The sequence below is a fragment of the Cupriavidus necator N-1 genome (genome assembly GCF_000219215.1).
Lineage (GTDB): Bacteria > Pseudomonadota > Gammaproteobacteria > Burkholderiales > Burkholderiaceae > Cupriavidus > Cupriavidus necator.
Window position 1 is genome coordinate 2,540,680 of record NC_015723.1, and the last position, 23,478, is coordinate 2,564,157.

The 23,478-nt window shown below is 64.7% G+C and carries 21 protein-coding genes; 9 read left to right on the top strand and 12 right to left on the bottom strand.

The window, feature by feature from the left end; translation table 11 throughout:
• Positions 1 to 25: 25 nt before the first annotated feature.
• From CNE_RS29555 to czcI, 7 genes are all read right to left on the bottom strand, one after another.
• Positions 26 to 778, bottom strand: a complete 753-nt coding sequence (locus CNE_RS29555) for a sulfite exporter TauE/SafE family protein (RefSeq protein ID WP_013953972.1) — start codon at positions 776 to 778, stop codon at positions 26 to 28.
• A gap of 13 nt (positions 779 to 791) precedes the next feature.
• The gene (locus CNE_RS29560; protein WP_013953973.1) at positions 792 to 1,148 is read right to left on the bottom strand and encodes an antibiotic biosynthesis monooxygenase family protein; all 357 of its coding nucleotides are present in this window, start codon (positions 1,146 to 1,148) and stop codon (positions 792 to 794) included.
• A gap of 26 nt (positions 1,149 to 1,174) precedes the next feature.
• On the bottom strand, positions 1,175 to 2,305 hold the full coding sequence (locus CNE_RS29565; protein ID WP_041228742.1) for a cytochrome P450 family protein: 1,131 nt from the start codon (positions 2,303 to 2,305) through the stop codon (positions 1,175 to 1,177).
• A gap of 150 nt (positions 2,306 to 2,455) precedes the next feature.
• Positions 2,456 to 5,632 (bottom strand): CusA/CzcA family heavy metal efflux RND transporter, encoded by a 3,177-nt coding sequence (locus tag CNE_RS29570; protein WP_013953975.1) that lies wholly within the window; start codon positions 5,630 to 5,632, stop codon positions 2,456 to 2,458.
• 12 nt (positions 5,633 to 5,644) lie between these two features.
• Positions 5,645 to 6,913, bottom strand: coding sequence for an efflux RND transporter periplasmic adaptor subunit (locus tag CNE_RS29575; protein WP_013953976.1), 1,269 nt, complete (start codon positions 6,911 to 6,913; stop codon positions 5,645 to 5,647).
• A 16-nt stretch (positions 6,914 to 6,929) separates the two neighbouring features.
• Positions 6,930 to 8,198, bottom strand: coding sequence for a TolC family protein (locus CNE_RS29580; protein ID WP_013953977.1), 1,269 nt, complete (start codon positions 8,196 to 8,198; stop codon positions 6,930 to 6,932).
• 94 nt (positions 8,199 to 8,292) lie between these two features.
• Positions 8,293 to 8,667, bottom strand: a complete 375-nt coding sequence (gene czcI, locus CNE_RS29585; RefSeq protein WP_013953978.1) for a cation efflux protein, CzcI family — start codon at positions 8,665 to 8,667, stop codon at positions 8,293 to 8,295.
• 285 nt (positions 8,668 to 8,952) lie between these two features.
• Here czcI and CNE_RS29590 point away from each other — a divergent pair, with 285 nt between their 5' ends.
• Positions 8,953 to 9,297 (top strand): hypothetical protein, encoded by a 345-nt coding sequence (locus tag CNE_RS29590; RefSeq protein ID WP_013953979.1) that lies wholly within the window; start codon positions 8,953 to 8,955, stop codon positions 9,295 to 9,297.
• Positions 9,298 to 9,349: 52 nt separating this feature from the next.
• Here the strand turns inward: CNE_RS29590 and CNE_RS29595 are convergent, their stop codons facing one another.
• Genes CNE_RS29595 through CNE_RS29610 form a run of 4 tightly spaced genes read right to left on the bottom strand, consistent with a single transcriptional unit; the run spans position 9,350 to position 12,601 of the window.
• Positions 9,350 to 9,556, bottom strand: a complete 207-nt coding sequence (locus tag CNE_RS29595) for a zf-HC2 domain-containing protein (protein WP_013953980.1) — start codon at positions 9,554 to 9,556, stop codon at positions 9,350 to 9,352.
• Between the two features lie 41 nt (positions 9,557 to 9,597).
• Positions 9,598 to 10,191: a sigma-70 family RNA polymerase sigma factor gene (locus tag CNE_RS29600; RefSeq protein WP_041228744.1), complete on the bottom strand. Its 594-nt coding sequence runs from the start codon at positions 10,189 to 10,191 to the stop codon at positions 9,598 to 9,600.
• A gap of 58 nt (positions 10,192 to 10,249) precedes the next feature.
• Positions 10,250 to 11,872 (bottom strand): AAA family ATPase, encoded by a 1,623-nt coding sequence (locus tag CNE_RS29605; protein WP_013953982.1) that lies wholly within the window; start codon positions 11,870 to 11,872, stop codon positions 10,250 to 10,252.
• 51 nt (positions 11,873 to 11,923) lie between these two features.
• Positions 11,924 to 12,601: an alpha/beta hydrolase gene (locus tag CNE_RS29610; RefSeq protein ID WP_013953983.1), complete on the bottom strand. Its 678-nt coding sequence runs from the start codon at positions 12,599 to 12,601 to the stop codon at positions 11,924 to 11,926.
• 460 nt (positions 12,602 to 13,061) lie between these two features.
• Between CNE_RS29610 and CNE_RS29615 the strand changes: the two genes are divergently transcribed.
• The 8 genes from CNE_RS29615 to CNE_RS29650 all read left to right on the top strand — a co-directional run bounded on the left by CNE_RS29615 (position 13,062) and on the right by CNE_RS29650 (position 22,152).
• The gene (locus CNE_RS29615) at positions 13,062 to 14,126 is read left to right on the top strand and encodes an AraC family transcriptional regulator (RefSeq protein ID WP_013953984.1); all 1,065 of its coding nucleotides are present in this window, start codon (positions 13,062 to 13,064) and stop codon (positions 14,124 to 14,126) included.
• A 305-nt stretch (positions 14,127 to 14,431) separates the two neighbouring features.
• Positions 14,432 to 15,220, top strand: a complete 789-nt coding sequence (locus tag CNE_RS29620; RefSeq protein WP_013953985.1) for an SDR family oxidoreductase — start codon at positions 14,432 to 14,434, stop codon at positions 15,218 to 15,220.
• 80 nt (positions 15,221 to 15,300) lie between these two features.
• The gene (locus CNE_RS29625; protein WP_013953986.1) at positions 15,301 to 16,590 is read left to right on the top strand and encodes a styrene monooxygenase/indole monooxygenase family protein; all 1,290 of its coding nucleotides are present in this window, start codon (positions 15,301 to 15,303) and stop codon (positions 16,588 to 16,590) included.
• A gap of 75 nt (positions 16,591 to 16,665) precedes the next feature.
• Positions 16,666 to 17,190: a flavin reductase family protein gene (locus CNE_RS29630; protein WP_013953987.1), complete on the top strand. Its 525-nt coding sequence runs from the start codon at positions 16,666 to 16,668 to the stop codon at positions 17,188 to 17,190.
• 100 nt (positions 17,191 to 17,290) lie between these two features.
• Entirely contained in the window at positions 17,291 to 18,889 is a 1,599-nt protein-coding gene (locus CNE_RS29635) for a phytoene desaturase family protein (protein WP_013953988.1), read from the top strand.
• Between the two features lie 27 nt (positions 18,890 to 18,916).
• Positions 18,917 to 19,696, top strand: coding sequence for a cyclase family protein (locus CNE_RS29640; RefSeq protein WP_013953989.1), 780 nt, complete (start codon positions 18,917 to 18,919; stop codon positions 19,694 to 19,696).
• A 44-nt stretch (positions 19,697 to 19,740) separates the two neighbouring features.
• Positions 19,741 to 20,685, top strand: coding sequence for a SphA family protein (locus tag CNE_RS29645; RefSeq protein ID WP_041228746.1), 945 nt, complete (start codon positions 19,741 to 19,743; stop codon positions 20,683 to 20,685).
• A gap of 213 nt (positions 20,686 to 20,898) precedes the next feature.
• A complete protein-coding gene (locus tag CNE_RS29650; protein WP_013953991.1) occupies positions 20,899 to 22,152 on the top strand; it encodes an adenylate/guanylate cyclase domain-containing protein in 1,254 nt (417 codons plus the stop codon).
• Between the two features lie 17 nt (positions 22,153 to 22,169).
• On the opposite strand, the gene CNE_RS29655 is transcribed toward CNE_RS29650, so the two are convergent.
• Entirely contained in the window at positions 22,170 to 23,423 is a 1,254-nt protein-coding gene (locus CNE_RS29655; RefSeq protein WP_148271683.1) for an IS256 family transposase, read from the bottom strand.
• Positions 23,424 to 23,478 lie beyond the last annotated feature (55 nt).

Consider the following 23,478-nt stretch of genomic DNA (forward strand, 5'->3'; position numbering starts at 1 on the left):
CAGGGCGGGGAGCATGGGGGCTTGATCACAGCCCTCGCAGCGCCAGTTCGCCGCCCAACACCAGCAGCCCGCAGAAGAACAGCTTGCGGAAGCGCTCGGCGCTGATCCGGTGGCGCAGCCACTGGCCCAGGAACATGCCGCCGAGCGCCGGCACCAGCGCCAGCGCCGAGGCGCCCAGCACCGGCAAATGCAGCAGCGACCCGCCCATGGCCAGGCTCACCGCCAGCGCAATGGTCGATACCGTGAACGACAGCCCGAGCGCCTGCACCAGGCTTTCCTTGTCCAGCCCGAGCCCCTGCAGGTAAGGCACGGCGGGAATCACGAACACACCGGTCACCGCCGTAATGCCACCCGTGACCAGCCCGATCAACGGCCCGAGCCACCGCTCCGCCCCCGCCGGCACCACCAGCTTCACCGCGGCCAGCCCGACCACCGCGTACAGCACCAGCGCCACACCCAAGGCCGAGGTCGCGTGCGTCATCATGCCGGCCGGCACCCATGCCGCACACAGCCAGGTGCCGGCACAGATCGCCACCAGCATCGGCCACAGCCGTTGCATCAGTTGCCCGAAGCGCGCGCCGCTGAACAGCTGCACCACGTTGGTCACCATCGACGGCGCCACCAGCAGCGCCGCCGCCTGCGCGGGCGGCATCACCAGCCCTAGCATGCCCACCGCAACCGTGGGCAAGCCCAGGCCCACCACCCCTTTGACAAAGCCTGCCAGCAAGAACGTCAGGCCGATAAAGGCGGCTTGGGTGCCGATCGCTTCCATCGTCATCGCTGCGCCTCCTTCAGCCCGCCTTGTGGTCATGCACCGCGCGGCTGTCCGCCGGCGCCTGGTCGCGCTCATTCAGCCCGTAGTCGCGCAGCACCTGCGCCACGCGCAGCCGGTAGCCGGCAAACACGCGGCCGCGACCGGCCGCCTGCGCCTGGCGATGCGCCAGCGTATTGCGCCAGGCGATCACCGCGGCCTCGTCGCGGAAGAACGACAGCGACAGCAGCTTGTTGGGGTTGGTCAGGCTCTGGAAGCGCTCCACCGAGATAAAGCCGTCGATGGCTTCCAGCTGCGGGCGCAGGTGCGCGGCGATGTCGAGGTAGTTGTCCTGCCGGCCCGTTGCGGGCTCGACTTCGAAGATGACTGCGATCATGTTGTCTCCTGGGGCAATGGCGGGGATCAAAGGAAATGCGGAATGCGCGCGTTTAGCGACGGACGATAGCGGAACGCCTGCGCCAGCGCGGCCGGATCGGCACCACGCGCACGCAGCGCTGCCACCGTGGCAGCAGCCAGCGCCTGCGCCACGCGGTCACCGGGACAGGCATGGCGGCCGTGGCCGAAGGTCCATGGCCGCTCGCCGGCTGCGGCACCACTGCACGACGCCGCGGCCAGCAGCACCAGCACCGCATCGCCGGCCTTGACGGCGTGGCCGCACAGTTGCGCATCGGCGGCCAGGAAGCGGCGCGTATTCTGCACCGGCGGATCCTCCCGGGCGACCCGCGCCACCACGGCATCGAGCGGCAACTCTGACTGCGGCGTGTCGCGACCCAGCCGCAGCAGCGTATTCCCGGCCAGCGCCGCGGTGGCTTCGCAGGCCTGCACCAGCAGGCCGATGATGTTGGCGGCGACAGCCTGCGCGTCGATGCCGGCGGCATGCGCGGCTTGATGCAGCGCCGGAAGCGGGCCGTCGCCCGGCGTGGCACCGGCAAGCCACGCGCCCAGCCATTGCGCGGCGTCAGCACCGGCACGGACGGTGTGCGCATCGGCCAGCTGCGACTGCGCGGCGGCGAAGGCCGCGACGCGTTGTGCGACCTCGGCCGCCTTGCCACCTTCGGCAATGGGCAAACCGAGCAGGTCGGCCACTGTCACCACAGGCAATGTGAAGAGCCAGCGGTTGACGCGCTCGCCAGACGTACCGGCGGCAGCGCCAGCATCGATCATCGTTGCCATCGCCGCCGCGCGCCGCGCTGTGGCGGCCGCGTCAAGGCCCGCCAGCATCGGCATCAGGATCTGCTTCAGTGGTGCGTGGGCAGCGCCGTCGTTCATCCGGATCAGGCGGCCGAACAGGTCACCGGCTGCGGTGCCGGCCAGCGCGGGCGGTACTGGCTGCGCCGGCGGGCGTACGCGGCAGTCAGGATGGGCCAGCACTGCCGCCACTTCACGCGGGCCGGCGGCGACCCACAGGCCGAGACGGTCATCGCGGTAGAACGGCTGGCGGGTGGCCAGCTCCCGGTAGTACGGGTAGGGGTCGGGATCGGTGACGGCGCGAAGCGGGTCGATCCCGGTATCGGGCAGGGTGGCTGTCTGCATGGCGGCACGTTGGGGACTGGATGTGCTGCCAGTTTGCCGCGTGCGCGGGGGTGAACGCTTCATGGCGTCATGAAAGGTCGATTGCCTTTGCAGAAGCCACTGGGTTCCCGCCTTCGCGGAAACCCAGTGGCTTCAACGTGGCTTCGCAGCTTACGTTTCCACCCGCGCAAACTCCCCCTCCCCCTGCGCCGCGTCCGCCACCGCCTCGTCGTTCCGGTGCGCCAGCCGGTACAGCACCGGCAACACCAGCAAGGTCAGCGCCGTCGACGACAGGATGCCGCCGATGACGACTGTCGCCAGCGGGCGCTGCACTTCGGCACCCGTGCCCGTTGCCAAGGCCATCGGCACGAAGCCAAGCGAGGCAACCAGCGCCGTCATCAGCACCGGCCTCAGCCGCGTCAATGCCCCATCGCGGATCGCCGCATCCAGCCCATGGCCATCCTCGCGCAGCGAGCGGATAAACGACAGCATCACCAGCCCGTTGAGCACCGCCACGCCGCACAAGGCGATAAAGCCCACCGCCGCCGAGATCGACAGCGGAATGCCGCGCAGCCATAGCGCCAGGATGCCGCCGGTCAGCGCGAACGGGATGCCGGTGAAGACCAGCAGCCCGTCCTTGACGTTGCCGAACATGGCGAACAGCAGCACGAACACCATGCCCAGCGCCAGCGGCACTACTATGCGCAGCCGCGCGGTGGCCGACTGCAGCTGCTCGAAGGTGCCGCCCCAGCTGGTCCAGTAGCCCGCCGGGATCTGCACGCGCGCGCGGATGGCAGCCTCGGCCTCGGGCACGAAGCTGCCGATATCGCGCCCGCGCACATTGGCGCTGACCACGATGCGGCGCTTGCCGTTCTCGCGCGAGACCTGGTTGGGGCCCGGCGCGATCTCCACGCTGGCGACTTCGCTCAGGGGGATATAGCTGGTGCGCGCCGCTGCCTCCTTCGGCAACGGCACCGGCAGGCGCCGCAGCGCTTCCACGTCCTCGCGCACGGCATCGGGCAGGCGCACCACGATGTCGAAGCGCCGGTCGCCGCTGAAGAAGGTGCCCGACACCTTGCCACCGATGCCGATCGCCACCGCATCCTGGATATCGCTCAGGTTCAGGCCGTAGCGCGCCGCCTTGTTGCGGTCGATCTGCACCGTCAGCATCGGCAGGCCGGTGGTCTGTTCGACCTTCACCTCGGCCGCGCCGGGGATGCCCTGCAGCACTGCCGCGATGCGATTGGCGGTCTGCTCCAGCACGGCGTTGTCGTCGCCGAACACCTTGACCGCCACGTCGGAGCGCACGCCCGAGATCAGCTCATTGAAGCGCAGCTGGATCGGTTGCGAGAACTCATAATTGTTGCCCGGCAGCTTGCCCACCTCATCGCGGATCGCGGCGATCAGCTCGTCGCGCGTGCGGCGGGGCTCGGGCCATTGCGACACAGGCTTGAGCATGATGTAGCCGTCGGAGATATTCGGCGGCATCGGGTCGGAGGCGATCTCCGCGGTGCCGGTGCGCGCAAAGATGCGCTCGATCTCCGGGAATTTGGCCTTCAGCGCGGTTTCCACCTGCTGCTGCATCGCCACCGATTGCGTCAGGCTGGTGCCGGGGATGCGCAAGGCCTGGATCGCCAGGTCGCCCTCGTTCAGGCTGGGCACGAACTCACTGCCCAGGCGCGTGCCAATGGCCAGACACAATGCCACCGCCACGCCGGCAAACGTCAGCACCACCGGCGTCGCGGCCAGCGAGCGCTCCAGCAGCACCGCGTAGCGGCGGCGCGCCCAGGCCATCAACCGGTTCTCGCGCTCGGCCACGCGGTTGCCGATGAACAGCGCCACCGCCGCCGGCACGAAGGTCACCGACAGCACCATCGCGCCCAGCAGCGCCAGCACCACGGTGAAGGCCATCGGGTGGAACATCTTGCCCTCCACCCCGGTCAGCGCAAAGATCGGCAGGTACACCACCATGATGATCAGCTGCCCGTACAACAGCGGCCGGCGCGCCTCGCGCGCCGCGGCAAAGACTTCATGCAGGCGTTCGCCGCGCGTGAGGGGCCGGCCGTGGCGCTCCTGCGCATGCGCCAGCCGGCGCACGCAGTTCTCGACGATCACCACGGCACCGTCGACAATGATGCCGAAGTCCAGCGCCCCCAGGCTCATCAGGTTGGCACTGATGCGGTATTGCACCATGCCCGTGAAGGTGAACAGCATCGACAGCGGGATCACCAGCGCGGTGATCAGCGCCGCGCGCAGGTTGCCCAGGAACAGGAACAGGATGGCGATCACCAGCACCGCACCTTCCAGCAGGTTTTTCTTGACCGTGGCAATGGCCTTGTCGACCAGCGTGGTACGGTCGTACACCGTGACGGCCTGCACGCCCTTGGGCAGGGTACGGTTGATCTCGGCCATCTTGCGGTCCGCCGCCTGCGACACCGTGCGGCTGTTCTCGCCGATCAGCATGAACACGGTGCCCAGCACCACCTCGCGGCCGTTCTCGGTGGCCGCGCCGGTGCGCAGCTCGCCGCCGGTCTGCACGGTGGCCACGTCGCGCACGCGGATCGGCTGGCCCTGCGCGGTGCCGACGATCACGTCGCGGATATCGTCGAGCGAGCGCACCTGCCCCGGCACGCGCACCAGGTACTGCTCGCCGCGGCGCTCGATATAGCCGGCGCCGACGTTGTCGTTGTTCTTCTCCAGCGCGCTCACCACGTCGGCCAGCGACAACCCGTACGACGCCATGCGCTCCAGGCTGGGCGCAACCACATAGGCGCGCGCATGGCCGCCGATGGCATTGACCTCGGTCACGCCGGGCACGTTGCGCAGCTGCGGGCGGATCACCCAGTCCTGGATCTCGCGCAGGTCCGACAGCGTATACGGCGTGCCGTCCGGCTTGCGCGCGCCGGGGTCGGCCTCGACCGTCCACAGGTAGATTTCGCCCAGCCCGGTCGAGATCGGGCCCATCGCGGGCGTGATGCCGGCGGGCAGCTTGTCGCGCGCTTCCTGGATGCGCTGGTTGACCAGCTGGCGCGCAAAGTGGATATCGGTGCCGTCGCGGAAGATCACCGTCACCTGCGACAGCCCGTAGCGCGACAGCGAGCGGGTCTGCTCCAGCCCGGGCAGGCCCGCCATCACGGTCTCGACCGGATAGGTGATGCGCTGCTCGGTCTCCAGCGGCGAATAGCCCGGCGCTGCGGTGTTGATCTGCACCTGCACGTTGGTGATATCGGGCACCGCGTCGATCGGCAGCCGGGTGTAGCTGTACAGGCCCAGCGCGGCCATGCCCAGCACCGCCAGCAGGACCAGCCAGCGTTGCTCGATGGCAAAGCGGATCAGGCGTTCAAACATGCGTGCCTCCGCTCAGTGCTCATGCCCGGCGCTGGCTTTGCCCAGCTCGGACTTGAGGATGAAGCTGTTGGCCGCGGCGTAGCGCGCGCCGGCCTGCAGGCCCTCGGTCACCTCCACCAGCTTGCCACCAGCGCGCCCGGTCTTGACCGGCTGCACCGCAAACCCGCCCGGCACGGCGATGAACACCACGCTCTTGCCGTCGACCTGCTGCACCGCGTCGGCCGCCACCGTCACCGGCACCTGCGCCGGCGCGCCCAGCACGCTGACCGTGACGAACAGCCCCGGGCGCCACGCCATGCCGGGATTGGCCAGCGTCACGCGCGCCTTGGCCGTGCGCGTCTGCTCGCCCAGCAGCGCGCCGACGTAGGACACCTTGCCCTCGGCCTGCGTGTCCGAGGCGCTCGAGCGCACCGTGACCGCTTCGCCCACACGCACCTGGTCCAGGTCGCGCGCGGACACCACGAACTCCGCCCACACCGAACTCAGGTCGGAGACGGTGAAGACGCTGGTGGCTTCCTGGACCGCTTCGCCCAGCGCCAGGTGCTTCTCGACCACGATGCCATCGAACGGGGCACGCAGCGCAAACTGGTTCAGGCTGCCGCCCTTGCCCGCGCTCTTCTCCGTGGCGCCAATCGCGGTCAGCTTCTGGCGCGCGTTCTGGACCGCGATCTGCGCTTCCTCAAGCGCCGTGCGGGCCTGCTGGTAATCCTGCTCGGCGGAGATCTTCTCCTGCCACAGCGTCTTCTCGCGCGCGTAGGTGGCACGCGCCAGCGCCTCGCGCTTCTGCGCCGCCAGCAGCTCGCTGCGCTGCTCGGCCAGCGTCGTGCTGGCGAGCAGCGCCAGCACTTCGCCCTTGCGTACCTGCTGGCCAAGGTTGGCCGGCACCGCCTGCGCAACGCCCGCCACGCGCGGCACCACGTGCGCGGTGCGGTCTTCATTGAAGCGGATCTCGCCGGGGAAATCGACGCTGCTGCGCAGCGGCGCCGCGGCGGCGGTGGCGATGCCGATGCCGGCCTGCTGGATCTGCGCGGGCGTCAGCGCGATCAGGTGCGGCTTGCCTTCGGCTTCCGGCTTCGCCGCGGGAGCGCTGGCGTCAGCGTGCGCGGCCGCATTGTCTCCTTCCTTGCCATGTTCGTGCTCGTCGCCATGCTCGGCTTGCCCGTGCCCGGCCTCGCCGGTGGCGCTGCCGCCCTTGCCGGTGAACAGGATCGCCGCGCCGCCCAGCAGCCCCGCGACCAGGATGGCCACCACGGCGGCCCGTTGTTGCTTGCTCATTGCCATGTCTTCGGCGTCCGTATCAGTGTCCGAGGATGCGGTCGATGCTGGCCGCCGCGTCATAGGTGCGGGCCAGCACGTCCAGGTAGCGGATGCGCGCCTGGAACAGCGTGCGCTGGGCATCCAGCACATCGAGGAAATTGAATTTGCCGGCCTCGAACCCGCGCGAGGCGGCGGCATAGGCCTGCTCCGCCGCGGGCAGCACCGAGGCCTGCAGCGTCTGCGCCGCGGCGCGCGATACCGACAGCTGCGTCGACGCCTGCTGCAGCTCACCCACCAGGCGGATGCGCGTGGCCGCGTGCGTGTCCTGCGCCTTGTCGGCCCGGCGCAATGCGGCGTAGAGGTTGCCCTGGTTGCGGTCAAACAGCGGCAGCGGGATCGCCACGCCCAGCACGGCCATATTGCGGTTGGCCTCGTTGTCGCGCTTGGCGCCCAGGCTCACGGTCACGTCGGGATACTGGCGGCTGCGCGCCACGGCGACTTCGGCGCGGCTGCGCTCGGCCACGAGGCGGCTTGCCGCCAGTTGAGGCGAGTCTTCCAGCGCCGCTTGCAGCGCTGCCGGCGCGGGGCGCGAGGGCAGTGCGTCAAGGTCGCCCTGCGCCTGCGCAAAGTGCGGCAAGGCGTTGCCCCACAGCGTGGCCAGCGACTGACGTGCGGATTGCAGCGCGCCGGTAGCCTCGGCCAGTTCCAGCTCGGCATTGGCCTGTTCGACCCTGGCGCGCGTTTCTTCCAGGGGCGCGACCTTGCCGGCGGCCACGCGCCGCCCGGCCGCCGCGGCCGCCTTGCTGGCGATGCCGACCGAGCCTTCGGCCAGCTTGACGCGTTCCTGCGCCACCAGCACGCCAAAGAAGCGTGCGATCACAGCGGCGCGCAGCTCGGCGCGTGCGCCGCCCAGCTCGGCCTGCGCCAGTTCGCGCCCGCGCTCGGCCACACCGATGCGCGCGGCGCGCTTGCCGCCGAGTTCGATCGGCAGGTTGATCTGGCCGGTGGTGGAGCGCGTGGCCTTGCGCGTGTCTTCCATCGACACGGCCAGTTCGGGATTGGGCAGCACGCGCGCCTGCGTGACATCGCCCTCGGTGGCGTCAAGCTCCTTGCCCGCCGCGGACAACGCGAAGCTGCCGGCTTCGGCCAGCGCCAGCGCGGCGTCGAGGCTCAGCGTGCCGGCAGGCTCTTGGCCCGAGGCCGGCAAGGATGCCGATGGCTGCGCCATGGCAGGGGGCGGCGTCTGCGCGACGCCATGTGGGCTGAATAGAACGGCCGCCAGCCCAAGCGGCAGCAAAAGTCTTCGCATCGAATTGCACCAGGAAAGAAACCGGGAGAATTCGGCGAGACGCCTGACGTCAGGAAATCAGGAAGACCATGAAATGGAAGCGTCGTCTCGCCGGTTAAGCGAGACGCGGCCACTGCGGACGGTCGGGCGCCCGCGCACTGTGCGAAGAGAAGCTGGGCTGCGGCGCCGGTGGCGCCAGTTCCACCCGGCGCATGGCGTGCACGTCGGGCGCGTCGGCCCGTGCAAACGGCAGCGAAGCGATATGGCAGACGCCGCAGTCGGGATCGGGCAGGCCGAGCTTGGCCTTGTCCTGCGCCTTCTGCGCGGGCTGGTCCTGCTTGCCGCTGTCGGCCTTGTGCTGGTGCTCATGGTGCCCGAAATGGGCCTTGGCCGGAGCCGCCACCTCATGTCGGCAATACGCGGCGGCTCCCGCCCAGGCGAACTGGAGCGGCAGGACGAGCGCAAGAAGGATGAGGATGAGCCGTTGCATAAGGGAAGTGGCAGCTGCCCTGGCCGCCTGGCATCAGGCAACGGGGGATTGCAGCGAGCCGCAAGTTTAACCGAGCCGCGCCGGGCATTCCGGCGACGGGGACATTACATTTGCGTCATGCCACGGGCCGCTTCCGCCCTCGGCCGTAACTTCAATTTTTTTGAATAACTTGTCCGGCAACTGGCCTGTTTCCGTATCGATGGCGCTTCTATAGTTCTGTACATGAACGGCACGCACACAACGCAAAGCCTTCTGACAAATTCAACGAGCTTAAGGAGAACCATCATGACCAAGACCACCCGCCTCGCTACTGCCCTGCTCCTGTCGCTGGCTGCCCTGGGCGCCGCGCAAGCCGCCACCGTCGCCGAGCAGCTGCCCGGCGACAAGTACGGCTACAGCTTCCGCAGCACCGTGCCCGGCGACAAGTATGGTTATGAGTTCCGCAGCCACGATGTGTTCACGGAAGGCGCCCGCGTGGGCAAGGCCGATCCGTTTGTCGACGGCGCCCGCACGGTGGCCGGGCTGGAGCGCAGCGGCGTGTCGGCATCGCCGTCGCGCAGCTTCGACACCTTTACCGAAGGCAGCCGCGCTGGCCGCTTCGACCCCTACGGCGAAGGCGCTCGCGCCTGAGCGATACCGGCACCCAGCCAGCAAGAAGGCCAGCGGATCCGCTGGCCTTTTGTCATTCGTCGCGCCCCAGCCTGTGCATGGCCTCGCGCAGGGTCCGCATCTGGGCGCTGAAGCTGGTGCAGGCGTCACAGATCGCCAGGTGGGCGCGCATGCGCAGCCGCTCGCCCCATGACAGCGGCCGGTCCAGGCCCTTCATGGTGAGGTGATGCACCTCTTCACAGTTCGGCAGCAGGCGGCGGGAGGGGCGGGAATCTGGCATGTAGGTCAGTGACTTATCCGTTGCATGGGCGGGGGCCGGGCTCAACCGGCCTTGCCGGGCCGGCCGCGCTGGCCGAACCAGTGCAGTTCCAGGCATCCGCGCAGGCGCATGCGGGCGCGGTACAGCATCGCCCAGGCATTGGTCGCGCTGATCTGCAAATGCTGACAGATTTCTTCGGTGTCCAGCTCCAGCCACTCGCGCATCATGAAGATCCGGCCGGTGCGCTCCGGCAGGCGGTCCACGCAAAGCTGCAGGATCTCGAAGAACTCGCGGCGCTCAAAGGCGCGTTCCGGGTTGCCCCAGTCGGACGGCGGGTCCTGGTAGTGGCCGTTGCGCGTGAACAGCACATCGAAGGCATCGTCGTCGGATTGCGGCTGGCCTTCGGCATCGGTGGCCAGCGCCAGCCTGACCTCACGTTTGCCGCTGCGCAGGGTGTCGATGATCTTGTGCTTGAGGATGCCAACCAGGTAGGTGCGCAGCGTTGACTGGCCGGCGAAGCGCTCAGGGTGCTCCAGCGCCGCCAGCAGCGTTTCCGAGACGGCATCCTCGGCCACCGCCTCGTCGCGCAGCTGCAGGCGGGCAAAGCGCAGCAGGTAGGGGCGTATGGCCTGGAGTTCGGCGGGGTCGAGGCTCATCGGGGATCGGGGCGCGGTTGCCTGCACAGATGGCCCATGATACCCGCGCACCGGCGCCTTACCCTATCCCGCGGAACTGCCCGCACAGCCGGAACACGTCTTCCGACAGCGGGATCCCCTTGGCCTTGCCGTAGCGGGTTGCCAGCTTCAGCAGCTCCTTGATGTCGCGTCCGCTCGCCTTGGGGTAGGCGGCGGTCAGCGCATCGATCAGCGCGTCGCCCAGTTCCGCGCCGAACTGCCCGGCCTGCAGGCGCCACAGCCGCATGGCGTCTTGCTTGCACGGCGTTTCGTAATGGATGGTCGCGATGCAGCGCGACAGGATGGCATCGTCGACGTCGCCGATGCGGTTGGTGGTCATGAACAGCAGGCCGTTGAAGTACTCCAGCGTGCGCAGGAATTCCGCGACGATGGCGTTGTGCTCCAGGTCGTTGTCGCGGCAGCGGATATAGACGTCGGCCTCGTCCAGCAGCAGGATCGCGTTCCAGCGCATGGCCCGGCGCAGGATCGTCATCAGCGTGGCACCGACCGACGCGGCAGTGGTGCCCAGCTGCCCGGAATGCACGCGGTACAGCGGCTTGCCCACCACCTCGGCGTAGATCTCCGCGGTCAGCGTCTTGCCCAGGCCTGGGGCGCCCTGGCACAGGATGGTGGTACCGCCGGACTTGCCGGGCACGAAGTCCGGCACCAGCATGTCCATGTGCGAGGTCAGGATATCGATCAGGTCGCGGTGATGCGCGGGCAGGACCAGCTTGTCGCGCAGGGCCGGCTGGTAGCGATACTCGGTCAGGTGCTGCACATGCACCCAGATGTTGCGATGCCACTCCAGGTGGAACAGGTGCACGTAGCCATGCAGCGGCACGCGCTCAAAGCCCTCCATGACCCCGGCATCGCGCCAGAACGACGGGTCGCAGGTCATCTCGAAGCGGCGCTCCAGCCGTTCCTCATCATTCACGCAGCGCGCGCCCGCGGTGTCGGCAATCGGCGTCAGCTCGGCGGGTCCCTTGGCATCGAGCGAGAACGCCGCGCGGGTGGCGACAAACTGCGCGCCGAAGCGGCGCTGGTAGCGCACGAAGCGCTGCGCATGCTGCTCGTATTCGTGCCGGAATTCCGCGCACTCCTTGTAGAAGCCGAACTCGGCCAGCAACTCCGGGATGGTGCGGTTAGCGATGTCGTCGCGGGTGATCACCATCGACGTGGTCATGCCGGAGCGGCGTAGGTGGTGGTCAGTCAGCGTGGAGTTGGCCGACTGCATGGTGTTGGCCAGCATGTCCACCACCACATAAGGCATGCCCTGCTCGGGCGACACATAGCGCATCCGGCGCACCAGCCAGGGCAGCAGCACGCCGTCGCGGCTGCGCTGGTACAGCCAGCCATCGATGGCATCGCGCGACAGGTAGGCGGCCAGCCCCGCCACCAGCTGGTCCAGCCCCGGAATCACGCGCGCCTGCGGCGCGTTGTAGACATTGTCCAGCGCCAGCATCTGGAACATCAGCGCGCGCTCGTTTTGCGTCTTGCTCAGCGTGTAGAGCGAGCTCAGCGACTGCGCATCGAATAGCTTGCTCGACACCAGCATATTGCCGTGGCAGACGCCGTGCTCCTGCAACTGCCGCGCCAACCGTGACCCGGTTTCGATCATCGCCAGCAGGGGGTGGATCAGCGCCTCTGGAATCTCGAAATCCATGTACCGCACTCCCGTTGAATGGCGTGGCCGCGCCGGCCAGCGGCCGGGGTTTCACTGCAGGAAGAAATCGATCGCGCGCTCGACCACGGGCGGATGGATGACATGCAGGCCATCGAACTCGACGTACTGCACGTCGTAGCCCGCGGCCTTCAGCCTGGCCGCATGGGCGCGGCCGCTGGTGACAACCGGCAGTTGCTCGTCAGCCAGCCCGTGCGCGACAAACACCCTGGGAGCGCCCTCCTGCATGAACACCGACATGAAGCCGCCGGAGAACGCAATCACATGGCTGGCAATGTCGCCGTTGGTGATGCCGATCGACAGCGCGTAGCTGGCCCCGTCCGAGAAGCCCGCAAAGGCCAGCCGGCCCGCGTCGACCCGGTAACGCGATGTCACCGCGATCAGCGCCTGGCGCAGCCGCTCCAGGTCGGGGCCGTTGCCGCCGATCACGATGTCCCAGGTCGGGTAGAGCGAATGCGGCGCCAGCACCAGGAACTTGTGGCGCCGCGCATGCGGCTCGATATGCGGCAGCACCTTTTCCGGAAACCCGCCCGCGCCGTGGAACATCACCAGCAGCGGCACCGGCCCGCTCTCCGGCAGGCCGTCCGGAACGAACAGCACGGCATCGCGCTCCGGGGCCACGCCCAGCGGGTTACGCCCGGGTGGCAGCGGGCCGTCGACGGGATCCGCGTAGGTGAATGACAGGCGACCGAACAGCGAGGGATCAAGCATGGCGGCAGGAGGCGTTATGCACACGTAATATATTGTATATCACATATCTAAGTATAGACCATGAACCCGGAGACCGACGGCGGCCTCCCTCCTCCGCAAGCAAACCTGCACCAGTCCTATTCCTGGTTCTCCAGCAGCGAGAAATACCGCCCGCGCAGGATGCCCTGCATCAGGTCCGCCAGCGGCATCTGCCCCCTGCGCCTCCCGTCGAGGCGCCGACCGGATTACCCGCGTCGGCTCGAAGCGCATATTTCCATAATCATATTTTTATACCTAAACTATATGGACAAGAAGGAGCGTGGCGACGATCGCGCAGAGATTCCCTGGCGGTCGGCCAACAGGGCAGCCCGGCCGCCTTCTTGGCGCGCGCAGGAAGTTTAGGTATAAAGTAACTGATTGCGCGGGCTTCCTTCGCTTCGCAGGCGAGCCAGGCACGCTGCAATCCTGCAGGAGTGAGACGATGCAGACCGCCCCCCAGTCACCCGCCGACATCCCGTCTTCTCCGGCGCGTGACCACAACTGCGCGCCGCAAGGCATGCTGGCGAACTACCCCTCATTCCGCTCCGAGGATGTGAAGGAGGCCCAGGGCAAGATCGCTTCGGTATTTTGCCCGCATGAACTGCGAGTGGTCGGTGCACTGCAGCAATTGCATGTCCAGCACAACCTGGTACGACTGCATGAGACCGCACTCAACTTCCTTGCCTATGGCGCCCATGTAGAGATCGACCCTGGCTGCCTAGAGCACTTCTATCTCGCCCAGATCCCGGTTGCGGGCCATGCCGAAATCAAGTGTGGCTCGCAGGAGATACTTTCCGACGTCCGCACCGCCAGCTTGCTGAGTCCAGACACCCCAACCCGAATGCACTGGCATGAGGATTGTGCGCAAGTCTTGCTCTGGATTCAGAAGGAAGCCATCGAGCAACGTTTCGCATTGCTGACCGGGCGCGATCCCAGCGGGCCCCTTTCATTCGATCCGGCGCTGCCCCAGCACGCATGGAGCCAGTCCGTACTCGACCTTACCAGGAATATCGACCAGCACGGCACCAACTGGCTCCAGTTCCCGGCCGCGGTGGCGTCGATGGAGGACTACCTGCTGCGGACGCTGCTGCTGCTTCAACCGCACACCCACACCTATCTCCTTGCGCGCAGCGCCGAGCCCGCCAGGCCACGTCATATGCAGCGGGTGATAGATTATGTCCGCGCGAATGCCGACACACCGCTGACCGTCGCCGACCTGGCGCAAGTCGCCTGCGTGAGTATCCGGGCGCTGGAAGAAGGCTTTCGCCGCCATCTCAATACGACGCCGTTAGCCTATCTGCGGGATGCGAGACTGGACTGCGTCCGACAAGCGTTGATTGCTGCCGCCGGAGCGGAGCAGGCCTCCATCACGGATCTTGCATATCGCTTTGGCTTTACACATCTCGGCCGGTTTGCGGCCTATTACAAGAAGCGCTTCGGCGTTTCTCCGTCGGCGACCCTGCGCAGGGGTGCAGCGGAGCGCCATGTCAGCGATGCCGGGCGTTGATAATCAGCGGGCTCTTTAGACCTCGCAATACCCCTGCGGCATCGACCCGTTTCACTGACTTGCAGTCGTTGATACAACAACGCCAGGCCGCGCTCGCGGGTGAACGGATACCTGCACGCCCGGACATCCGGCAAGGCTGCCGCCCCACCTTTTCCTGACTCCACCGCCTCCTTTTCCCGGTCCGCCAGCGACGGCTCGTTATCTGGATATTGGCCGGCGGATTGTGGATAGCAGCGTCATCACCGCTACACCAAACTACGTTGCACATGGCTACATGCGAGCCAATACAACAAGTGGAGACGGACATGCAAGGAATCGAAGGCAAGACGGCGATTGTCACCGGTGGCGCGACCATGATTGGCGAGGCCGTGGTATCGGCCCTGGTCTCGGCTGGCGCCAACGTCGTTGTCGTCGACATCGACCAGCAAGGCGGCCGCAATGTTGCCGAGCGGCATCCGGAGCGCTGCCGCTATGTGGCCGTGGACGTGACCAGCGATGCCGACATCGCTGCCTGCATCGCCGACACCATGGAGACCTTCCGCGGCATCGACCTGCTCGTCAACTGCGCCTGCACCTACGTGGATAACGGTGCCGATTCCACACGCGAGCAGTGGCTGGAGTCCTACAACGTCAATGTAGTCGGCGCGGCGATGATGCTGAAGGCGTGCGTGCCGGAGATGAAAAAGCGCGGCGGCGGAGCGGTCGTCAACTTTGCCTCGATCTCCGCGGGCGTGGCGCAGTCGGGGCGCTGGCTGTACCCGATTACCAAGGCAGCGATGCAGCAATTCACACGTAGCGCCGCATTGGATCTAGCCCCGGACAACATTCGAGTCAACTCCGTCTCGCCGGGCTGGACGTGGTCCTCCGTCATCAGCGCGCTGAGCGGCGGCGACAAGGCGAAAGCCGACGGTATCGCTGCAGATTTTCACCCACTAGGCCGGCTCGGCAAGCCAGAAGAAGTCGCGCAAGTGGTTCGCTTCCTCCTGTCAGATGCTTCCGCCTTTGTTACCGGCGCCGACTATGCATGTGACGGCGGATACGGCGCCCTCGGCCCCGAGGGTCGGCAAGCAGCCATCAACCGACTGACGGCATAAACCGGCCGGTGATTCCGGGCGACCTCGGTTCGCCCGGCACGAAGTGAATTGCACACAAGACAATCCCACAGGAGAGACACATGATCCCCCATTCCATCGACAAGATCACGCCACGCAAGATTGCGATTGTTGGCGCGGGTCAGGCAGGACTATTGCTCGGGTGCGGCCTGCTGGATCAAGGCTATGAGGTCACGCTAGTGACAAACCGCACCGCTGACGAGGTATGGGGCGGCAAAGTGATGTCGTCCCAGTGCATCTTCGACCAAGCACTCCAGATCGAGCGCAATTTCCGGATGAATCAATGGGAAAGGCAGTGCCCCACGGTGGACGGCATCGGCCTGACCATCCCCACCGACGACGGCAAGGGCGAAGTTGCCATCCACTGGCGCGCCCGCCTGAATTCCTACGCCCAGTCTGTTGATCAACGTGTAAAGATGCCAGGCTGGATGGCGGAGTTCGAAAGCCGTGGCGGCATTCTACGTATCGAAAATGTCGAGATTCCCCAGCTTGAAGCCTTGGCCGAATCTCATGATCTTGTTCTCCTGGCCGGTGGCAAGGGAGAGATCGTCAATCTGCTGACACGCAATGATGCACGCTCGCCTGTTCGTCATCCCCAACGCCAGTTGGCACTGGCTTACGTGACGGGCATGCAGCGCAGTGGTCCGTTTGAGTGCGTCAACTTTAATCTGATTCCCGGCATCGGCGAGTACTTTGTCTTCCCGGCCCTCACCACCCAGGGCAGTTGCGAAACGCAAGCCTGCGACATCATGGTCTTCGAAGCCATTCCTGGCGGCCCGATGGACCGCTGGGCAGACATCAAGTCCGCCGACCAGCATCTGGATGTCTGCCTGGGCATCCTGCGCGACTACCTGCCGTGGGAAAGCGAGCGCTGTGCCAATGTACGACTCACCGATGCCAATGGGATCCTGAGCGGACGCGTCACCCCGACCGTGCGCAACCCTACTCTTTCCCTGCCTTCCGGCCGGCATGTAATGGGGCTCGGCGACGCGGTCATGGTCAACGATCCGATCACCGGCCAGGGCTCGAACAACGCCACCAAGGGCGCTCTGCACTATTTCGAGGCCATCCTGCGCCATGGGGACAAGCCCTTCGATAAGGCATGGATGCAGCAGACCTTCGACGGCCTTTACGAAGGCTATGCCGAACCGGTCATCCGTTGGACAAATTCCCTGCTTTTCCCGCCGCCAGACCACATCGTCAAACTGCTGGCCACAGCGCAGCACGCGCCGCGCATCGCCCAGCGCATCGCCAACGGATTCAACGATCCGCGCGACTATGGCAGCTACTGGTTCAACGAGGAAGCCACCGAGGCCTGGATCGCTGAAGAGTCGCAGTCCAAGGCCGCCTGAGGCAAAAAGATCACCCACACGAAAGCAAGCAGCCTGCTCACCGTGCAACGGTTGAGCAGGCGACAGGAGACAGCCATGACCGACGCTCGCGAATTTCGGAATGCCCTCGGCCGCTTTGCCACGGGCGTAACCATCGTCACAACGCGCACCCCCGACGGAGAACCCTGGGGCGTGACCGTGAATAGTTTCAGCTCGGTATCGCTGGAGCCTCGCCTGGTGCTGTGGAGCCTCGCCAAGAAGTCCTACAGCCTCGAGGCATTCCAGAAGACCGGGAGTTTCGTGATCCACGTCCTGGCAGCCGACCAGGAACATGTCTCCAACCGCTTCGCACGAGGCGCGGAAGGCAAGTTTTCGGGCGTCCCCTGCACGGATGGCATCGATGGCTCGCCTGTCCTGTCAGGTTGCGCAGCGGTATTCCAATGCCGAAACACGCATCAGTATGACGGCGGCGATCACATCATCTTCCTGGGCGAGGTCCGGCACTTTGACACATCGGATCGGGAATCCCTGCTCTTCTACAAGGGAAACTACGCGCGTACCGCTAACGCTCTTACGGAGCTGTCAGAGCTGATCCGCACCGAATACGTCGCCGCGACCTGATTCCGGTACCGCACGCGGCAATTCGTCTAAAGGAAGCTGGCCAACGCCGCGACCGAACGTATTTGCCCGCCTCTCTTATCCTTGCCCCCGGGATAATCCAATGAGTACGTATGACGCCGTCATTGTCGGCAGTGGTATCAATTCGCTCGTCTGCGCTGCCGTCCTAGCCAGACGCGGCAAGCGTGTCTGCGTGCTGGAACGCAATAGCACGCTGGGCGGATGCATTCGCACGGAGGCCCTGAATGCACCGGGCTATCTCCACGACACGTTGTCCACGGCACATCCGCTGTTTGTCACATCGCCAGGCTACGCGGAGCTGAAGGATGAACTTCATCAGGCAGGGCTCAGCTACCGCAATAACAGTACACCCACTGGCGTACTGTTACCCGATAACCGTTCGCTGGTTCTGAGCACGTCCCGTGAGCGCAATGTCAGCACATTCAATACGCTGGCAAGCGGCGACGGTGATGCCTTTCAGGCCGCCATGCAAGAGGTCGAGCAAAACGCCGGCCTGGTGTTCTCGCTGCTTGGCAACGAACTGTGGAGTGCCGGTGTTGCAAAGACCGTGGCCGGCCGCCTGTGGAAACAAGGCGTGCATGACACCGTCGCCTTCTTTTCCCCTGCACTGATGAGTTGCCGCAGCTGGCTGGAGACCCGGGTCAAATCCGACCTGGTCCAGGCGCTGCTCGCGCCGTGGGTACTGCATACAGGCCTTGGCCCGGAAAGCGCCATGTCTGCATTGATGGGAAAAGTCGTCGCCTTCACGCTGGAGGCGGTTGGCCTGCCTATCGTCCAAGGAGGCAATGCCCGTACTGTCGACGCCTTCCGCAGAATCATCGAGAGCAGGGGTGGTGCTTTCCACGTCAATGCCGACGTCGAGGACATCCTGGTCGAGGGCGGCTCGGCGCGCGGCGTTAGGACGCGGGACAACCGCGTTTTCATGGGCAAGGAGATCATCTGCAACGTCACGCCCGGCCAGCTTTACGGAAAGCTGCTGGCCGCCAAGCACGTTCCCCCTGGCCTACGTCAGCAGGCGGCCGAGTACCGCTACGGCAAGGGGAACATGCAGATCCATTTGGCGCTGTCCGCCCCTCCGGACTGGCCCCAAGAACATCTGCGCGACGTCATCTACCTGCACCTTACCTCGGGTCTGGACGGTGTCTCCAGGGCAGTCAGCGAAGCAGAGCGAGGCCTGCTTCCAGCCGAAGGCACGATTTGCGTTGCCCAGCCTTGCGCTGTTGACCCTTCCAGAAGCCCGGCCGGAGGCTGGGTGCTCTGGATTCAGGTTCCGGAGTGTCCGCGTCAAGTCAAAGGCGATGCGCTTGGAGAGATCGCTGTTCCCGCGGATGGTCGCTGGACCGCCGAACTCCGTGAGCGCTACGCCGACCGGATTATCGACCGCATTGCTCGCCAGGTTCCAAATCTCAAGGCGAGCGTCGTCGGGCGTACGGTCCTCTCCCCGGCGGATCTTGAGTCGATGAACGTCAACCTCGTCGGCGGTGATCCCTATTCCGGCGAATGCAGCATCGACCAGTTCATGTTCTGGCGTCCGGTCCCTGGCGTCAAGGATCACGCTACCCCGGTTAAACATCTGCACCACATCGGCGCCTCGACCCATCCAGGCCCCGGTCTTGGCGGTACCTCCGGTTACCACGTCGCAAACGCGCTCGCAAAGAAACGGGCGAAATCTAACTCATAAGTGAAGCAACCACAGGAGACAACAACCATGAGCAACAGCCTCGCCCACTTTGCAGCAGAGCTGCTGTCCGGCCGCATCCGCGTGGTGGATCTGACGCTGACCTTGAGTTCTGAATTTCCGACCATCTCGCTGCCTCCGGAGATGGGCCAGACCTGGCCCTTCCGGCAAGAAACCATCTCGCGCTACGACGATCGCGGACCGAACTGGTACTGGAATAACTTCTCCTGCGGCGAACATACCGGGACCCACTTCGACGCACCAGTCCATTGGATCTCTGGTAAGGACTTGCCGGACAATACGACCGACACCATCCCTGCCGAAAAATTCTTCGCCACCGCCTGCGTCATCGACTGCTCGAGGGAGGCCGCGGAAGACCCGGACTACTTGCTCACTGTCGACGCCGTCAAAGCCTGGGAAGCACGGCATGGCCGCATCCCTCCGCGCTCCTGGGTCCTGATGCGCACCGACTGGTCCAAGCGCAATAGTCCCGAGGCGTACCTGAATGCGCGTGACGACGGCATGCACACACCCGGCCCTGACCTGGGCGTCGTCCAGTGGATGATTGAACAGCGCGATGTCCATGGATTTGGCGTCGAAGCAATTGGCACCGACGCGGGCCAGTCCTATGGCTGGGAGTTACCGTTCCCGTGCCATTACCTCACGCATGGCAACAACCGCTACGGTCTGCAATGCCTGACCAATCTCGACCAACTCCCGCCGCAGGGTGCATTGATTGTCGCCGCCCCGCTGAAGATCAAGGACGGTTCAGGCAGCCCGCTTCGCGTCCTGGCTCTTATTCCCGGCTGATATTCCGCTAACCCGCCCATCACCACAAAAAGGAGGAGAACGAAGTGAAGAAACGAGCAATCTCGGCCGTACTGGCCGGTTCGCTTGCGCTAGTCGGCAATCAGGCGCTCGCAAAGGAGGGCGCAGACCAGTATCCCAATGGAGCTGAAAGCTGGATGTCGGGAGCATTGCCCCCGCCCGGCACCTATCTCCTCAACTACACCGGCTATTACGGCGGTAAGCTCAAAGACGGCAACGGCGACAACGCAAACATCGCCGGCAATCCTGCAAAGGTTGACGCCTGGTTCGACGCGTTGCGGGTGGTGAAGGTCACCAACATCACGCTTCTTGGCGCGAGCTGGGGCATGCAGGCCATCGTTCCGCTCGTCTACCAGTCCATGAATTTGCCCCAGATGGGCGGCCGTCGCAACGCCACCGGCTTGGGTGACATCACGATCGACCCGATAGTGCTCGGCTGGCATGGTGCGAACTGGCATGTCACGACGGGTCTGGACATCTACGCGCCCACGGGCCGCTACGACCAGAATGATCCCAGGGCCAGCATCGGCGCGAACTACTGGGCCTTCGAGCCAGTTGCGGCATTCACCTGGCTGCACCAGAGTGGCTGGGAAATCTCTGCCAAGTTCATGTACAACATTAAGGGGAAGAACAAGGACTCCAACTTCGGCGGCATGACAGGAAGCTACCAGTCCGGACAGGAATTGCACGTCGATTACGCCCTGGGCAAGCACATCGGCCCGTGGACTGTCGGCTTGAGCGGGTACTACCTGAAACAGGTCACGGACGACAAGTTCAATGGCGCCGTGGTGCCAGAAGTGCCTGGGGTGTGGAGCCGTGGCCGTCGCGGCGAGGTGCTGGCTATCGGCCCCAGCGTCTCCTACACCAACGCCAAGGGAACTAGTTTCATCACCCAATGGCAGCATGAAGCGTATGCCAGGAACCGGTTTGGCGGCGACAAATTCTGGGTCAAGGTGGTCACCGCTTTCTGACGGAATGGGCCCGCAAGGCCCTGTGCTGTGCTTCTGTAGCCATGCGAGAAGACGGCGCTGATTTTCGCCTCGGTGCGAACGGCAACGTGGCCTGCCGGTCAGGGCGTGCCGCGCCGTTGCAGATATGCTCCAATAGCAAAAGCCCTGCCGTCGAAAGCCAGCCCGTCAGGCTGACTCCTGTATGAATTTGCGGCGGAGCGGAAGAGGTGAAGCATGGCCCTTATTAGCCGCCAGCTGTTCTCGGCCAGCCCGCAAATTCAGGTGCGAGATGTAACGCTTTCCGCACACGACGACTTCCAAACCCAGCGAGCCAAGCTTGCAAGCATCATGCTGGACGCAATGTACCAGTTCGTCGGCCTGCTAGACGTCGACGGCAAGATGCTCGAGATCAATCGCGCAGCGCTCGAGGGAATCGGCATTCAAATGGATGACATTCGCGGAATGCCATTCTGGGAGGCCAGATGGTGGGTCATCTCTCGGGAGACCCAGCGCGTCTTGCGAGAGCTGATCCGGCGCGCAAGCCAAGGCGAGTTCGTCCGCGGTGACTTCGAGGTATACGGCCAAAAGATGGGCGAGGAGACGATCATTGTCGACTTCTCGCTATTACCTATTAGAGATTCGGATGGCAAGGTGGTGTTCCTGCTGCCTGAAGGGCGCAACATCACGGAAAAGAAGCGCACCGAAGCAGCGCTTGCGCGGAAAAACGAGGAGCTTCAAGCCAGCTGGGATCTAATCTGCCGTCAGCGCGATGAACTTCAGAGTCTTTACGATCGACTCATGGTCGAACAGACGCTTTCGGAGCGGTTGCTTTTGAACCTGCTGCCCTCTCCGATAGCTGAACGACTGAAAGCACGTCCGGAAATCGTAGCCAACAGCATTCCTGAAGTCATAGCCGACAGCTTCCCGGAAGTGACGGTCTTGTTTGCGGACATCGTGGCATTCACCCGTTTCTCGGTGGGCATGAGCGCCGAGCGCCTGGTCGCAGTGCTCAATGAGATCTTCACCGAATTCGACACAATCGCGGATCGTCGCGGACTTGAGAAGATCAAGACAATCGGGGACGCTTACATGGCAGCAGCTGGGCTACCGGAACCAGTTTCTGACCATGCTGTCCGCGCTGCCGACATGGCACTGGACATGATAGACGCGCTCAGACTGTTCAATCGACGCACCGGCTATAACCTCCGAATGCGAATTGGCATCAATAGTGGATCGGTCGTGGCCGGCGTTATCGGTAAGCGCAAGTTCATTTACGACTTATGGGGCGATGCCGTCAACACTGCCAGTCGGATGGAATCCCATAGTCTGGCTGGACGGATTCAAGTTACCGACGCAACTCGCAATCGATTGGGAGAATCCTTTCAGTTCGAAGAACGCGGCATCATCGTGGCAAAGGGGGTCGGTGCAGTGCATACCTGGTTCCTGACTGGCCGCCGCGAGGGAGGTGTCAGGAATTCTGTGTGCTGAGGTCGGTTAAATAGATCTCAGCGTAGGGCGTTGGTGAAGTGGTCACCGAAGAGAATGGCGAACTGGTTGGCCGCTTGTTTCCAGGTGATGGGGGGCATCTTCCAATCTTTCTCGATGTTGCGCAAGGCCAGGTACAGCAGCTTGCTGGCGGCTTCGTCGCTGGGGAAGTGGCCCCGGTTCTTGACGATCTTGCGCAACTGCATGTGCATGCTCTCGATGGCATTAGTGGTGTAGATGATTCTGCGCACTTCCGGCGGATAGGCGAAGAACGGGATGACCTGCTCCCATTGCCGCCGCCACATGTCGGCCACCGTCGGGAATTTGCGGCCCCAGTCGCTGCCGGCAAAGGCATCCAGCGCAGTGGCAGCGGCATTGGCCGTGGCAGCCTGGTAAATCGGCTTGAGTGCGGCCGCCAGGTCCTTGCGCTCCTTCCAGCTCGCCAGGTTGAGCGAGTTGCGGATCAGGTGGACGATGCAGGTCTGGATTTGCGCGGCCGGGTAGACGGCCTCGATGGCCTGGGGGAAGCCGCGCAGGCCATCGACCACGGCGATCAGGATGTCCTCCAGGCCGCGGTTCTTCAGTTCGTTGAAGACCTTGAGCCAGAACTTGGCGCCTTCGGTCTGCTCGATCCACAGGCCGAGGACTTCCTTGCGCCCATCGGCGCGGATGCCCAGCGCGAGGTACACCGCCTTGTTCCTGACGGTGCCTTCGTCGCGGATCTTCAGGCGCAGCGCGTCGAAGTAGACAATGGGGTACATCGCCTCCAGCGGGCGCTGCTGCCATTGTTCGACCTCGGCCAGCACTTCGTCGGTGATGGTGGAAATCAGGTCAGGCGAGACCTGCAGCCCATACAGTTCCTGCAAATGGCCCTGAATCTTACGCACGCTCATCCCGCGTGCATACATGCTGATTACGTGGTCGTCGAAGCCGGACAGCCGGCGTTGGTACTTGGCGACCAGTTGCGGCTCGAAGGTGGCTTGCCGGTCGCGCGGAATGTCCAGTTCCAGCTCGCCGTTGGGCGTGATGACGGTCTTTGCACTGCTGCCGTTGCGGTGATTGCCGCTCTTGCCTTGCTTGGCCTCGCTGGCCAGATGGTGCGTCAGTTCGGCGGCAAGCATACGCTCGGCCAACTGCTTCTTGAGCAGGCCGGCCAAGCCTGATTCACCGAGAATCGACTCGGCGTCCTTGTTCTGTACCTGAGCCAGCAGTTGATCGATCAACTCATCCGGAAACAGCTTCGGCGCGCTCGATTTCTTGCTCTTCTTGGTCATGCTTGTTGTTTCGGTCATAAGGGCGTTTCTTTCGATATCGTCTCATGACCTCAAC

Excerpts from the sequence above, each read along its gene's own strand:
- CNE_RS29555 (WP_013953972.1), bottom strand. The coding sequence starts at position 778 with ATGACGATGGAAGCGATCGGCACCCAAGCCGCCTTTATCGGCCTGACG.
- CNE_RS29560 (WP_013953973.1), bottom strand. The coding sequence starts at position 1,148 with ATGATCGCAGTCATCTTCGAAGTCGAGCCCGCAACGGGCCGGCAGGAC.
- CNE_RS29565 (WP_041228742.1), bottom strand. The coding sequence starts at position 2,305 with ATGCAGACAGCCACCCTGCCCGATACCGGGATCGACCCGCTTCGCGCC.
- CNE_RS29570 (WP_013953975.1), bottom strand. The coding sequence starts at position 5,632 with ATGTTTGAACGCCTGATCCGCTTTGCCATCGAGCAACGCTGGCTGGTC.
- CNE_RS29575 (WP_013953976.1), bottom strand. The coding sequence starts at position 6,913 with ATGGCAATGAGCAAGCAACAACGGGCCGCCGTGGTGGCCATCCTGGTC.
- CNE_RS29580 (WP_013953977.1), bottom strand. The coding sequence starts at position 8,198 with ATGCGAAGACTTTTGCTGCCGCTTGGGCTGGCGGCCGTTCTATTCAGC.
- czcI (WP_013953978.1), bottom strand. The coding sequence starts at position 8,667 with ATGCAACGGCTCATCCTCATCCTTCTTGCGCTCGTCCTGCCGCTCCAG.
- CNE_RS29590 (WP_013953979.1), top strand. The coding sequence starts at position 8,953 with ATGACCAAGACCACCCGCCTCGCTACTGCCCTGCTCCTGTCGCTGGCT.
- CNE_RS29595 (WP_013953980.1), bottom strand. The coding sequence starts at position 9,556 with ATGCCAGATTCCCGCCCCTCCCGCCGCCTGCTGCCGAACTGTGAAGAG.
- CNE_RS29600 (WP_041228744.1), bottom strand. The coding sequence starts at position 10,191 with ATGAGCCTCGACCCCGCCGAACTCCAGGCCATACGCCCCTACCTGCTG.
- CNE_RS29605 (WP_013953982.1), bottom strand. The coding sequence starts at position 11,872 with ATGGATTTCGAGATTCCAGAGGCGCTGATCCACCCCCTGCTGGCGATG.
- CNE_RS29610 (WP_013953983.1), bottom strand. The coding sequence starts at position 12,601 with ATGCTTGATCCCTCGCTGTTCGGTCGCCTGTCATTCACCTACGCGGAT.
- CNE_RS29615 (WP_013953984.1), top strand. The coding sequence starts at position 13,062 with ATGCAGACCGCCCCCCAGTCACCCGCCGACATCCCGTCTTCTCCGGCG.
- CNE_RS29620 (WP_013953985.1), top strand. The coding sequence starts at position 14,432 with ATGCAAGGAATCGAAGGCAAGACGGCGATTGTCACCGGTGGCGCGACC.
- CNE_RS29625 (WP_013953986.1), top strand. The coding sequence starts at position 15,301 with ATGATCCCCCATTCCATCGACAAGATCACGCCACGCAAGATTGCGATT.
- CNE_RS29630 (WP_013953987.1), top strand. The coding sequence starts at position 16,666 with ATGACCGACGCTCGCGAATTTCGGAATGCCCTCGGCCGCTTTGCCACG.
- CNE_RS29635 (WP_013953988.1), top strand. The coding sequence starts at position 17,291 with ATGAGTACGTATGACGCCGTCATTGTCGGCAGTGGTATCAATTCGCTC.
- CNE_RS29640 (WP_013953989.1), top strand. The coding sequence starts at position 18,917 with ATGAGCAACAGCCTCGCCCACTTTGCAGCAGAGCTGCTGTCCGGCCGC.
- CNE_RS29650 (WP_013953991.1), top strand. The coding sequence starts at position 20,899 with ATGGCCCTTATTAGCCGCCAGCTGTTCTCGGCCAGCCCGCAAATTCAG.
- CNE_RS29655 (WP_148271683.1), bottom strand. The coding sequence starts at position 23,423 with ATGACCAAGAAGAGCAAGAAATCGAGCGCGCCGAAGCTGTTTCCGGAT.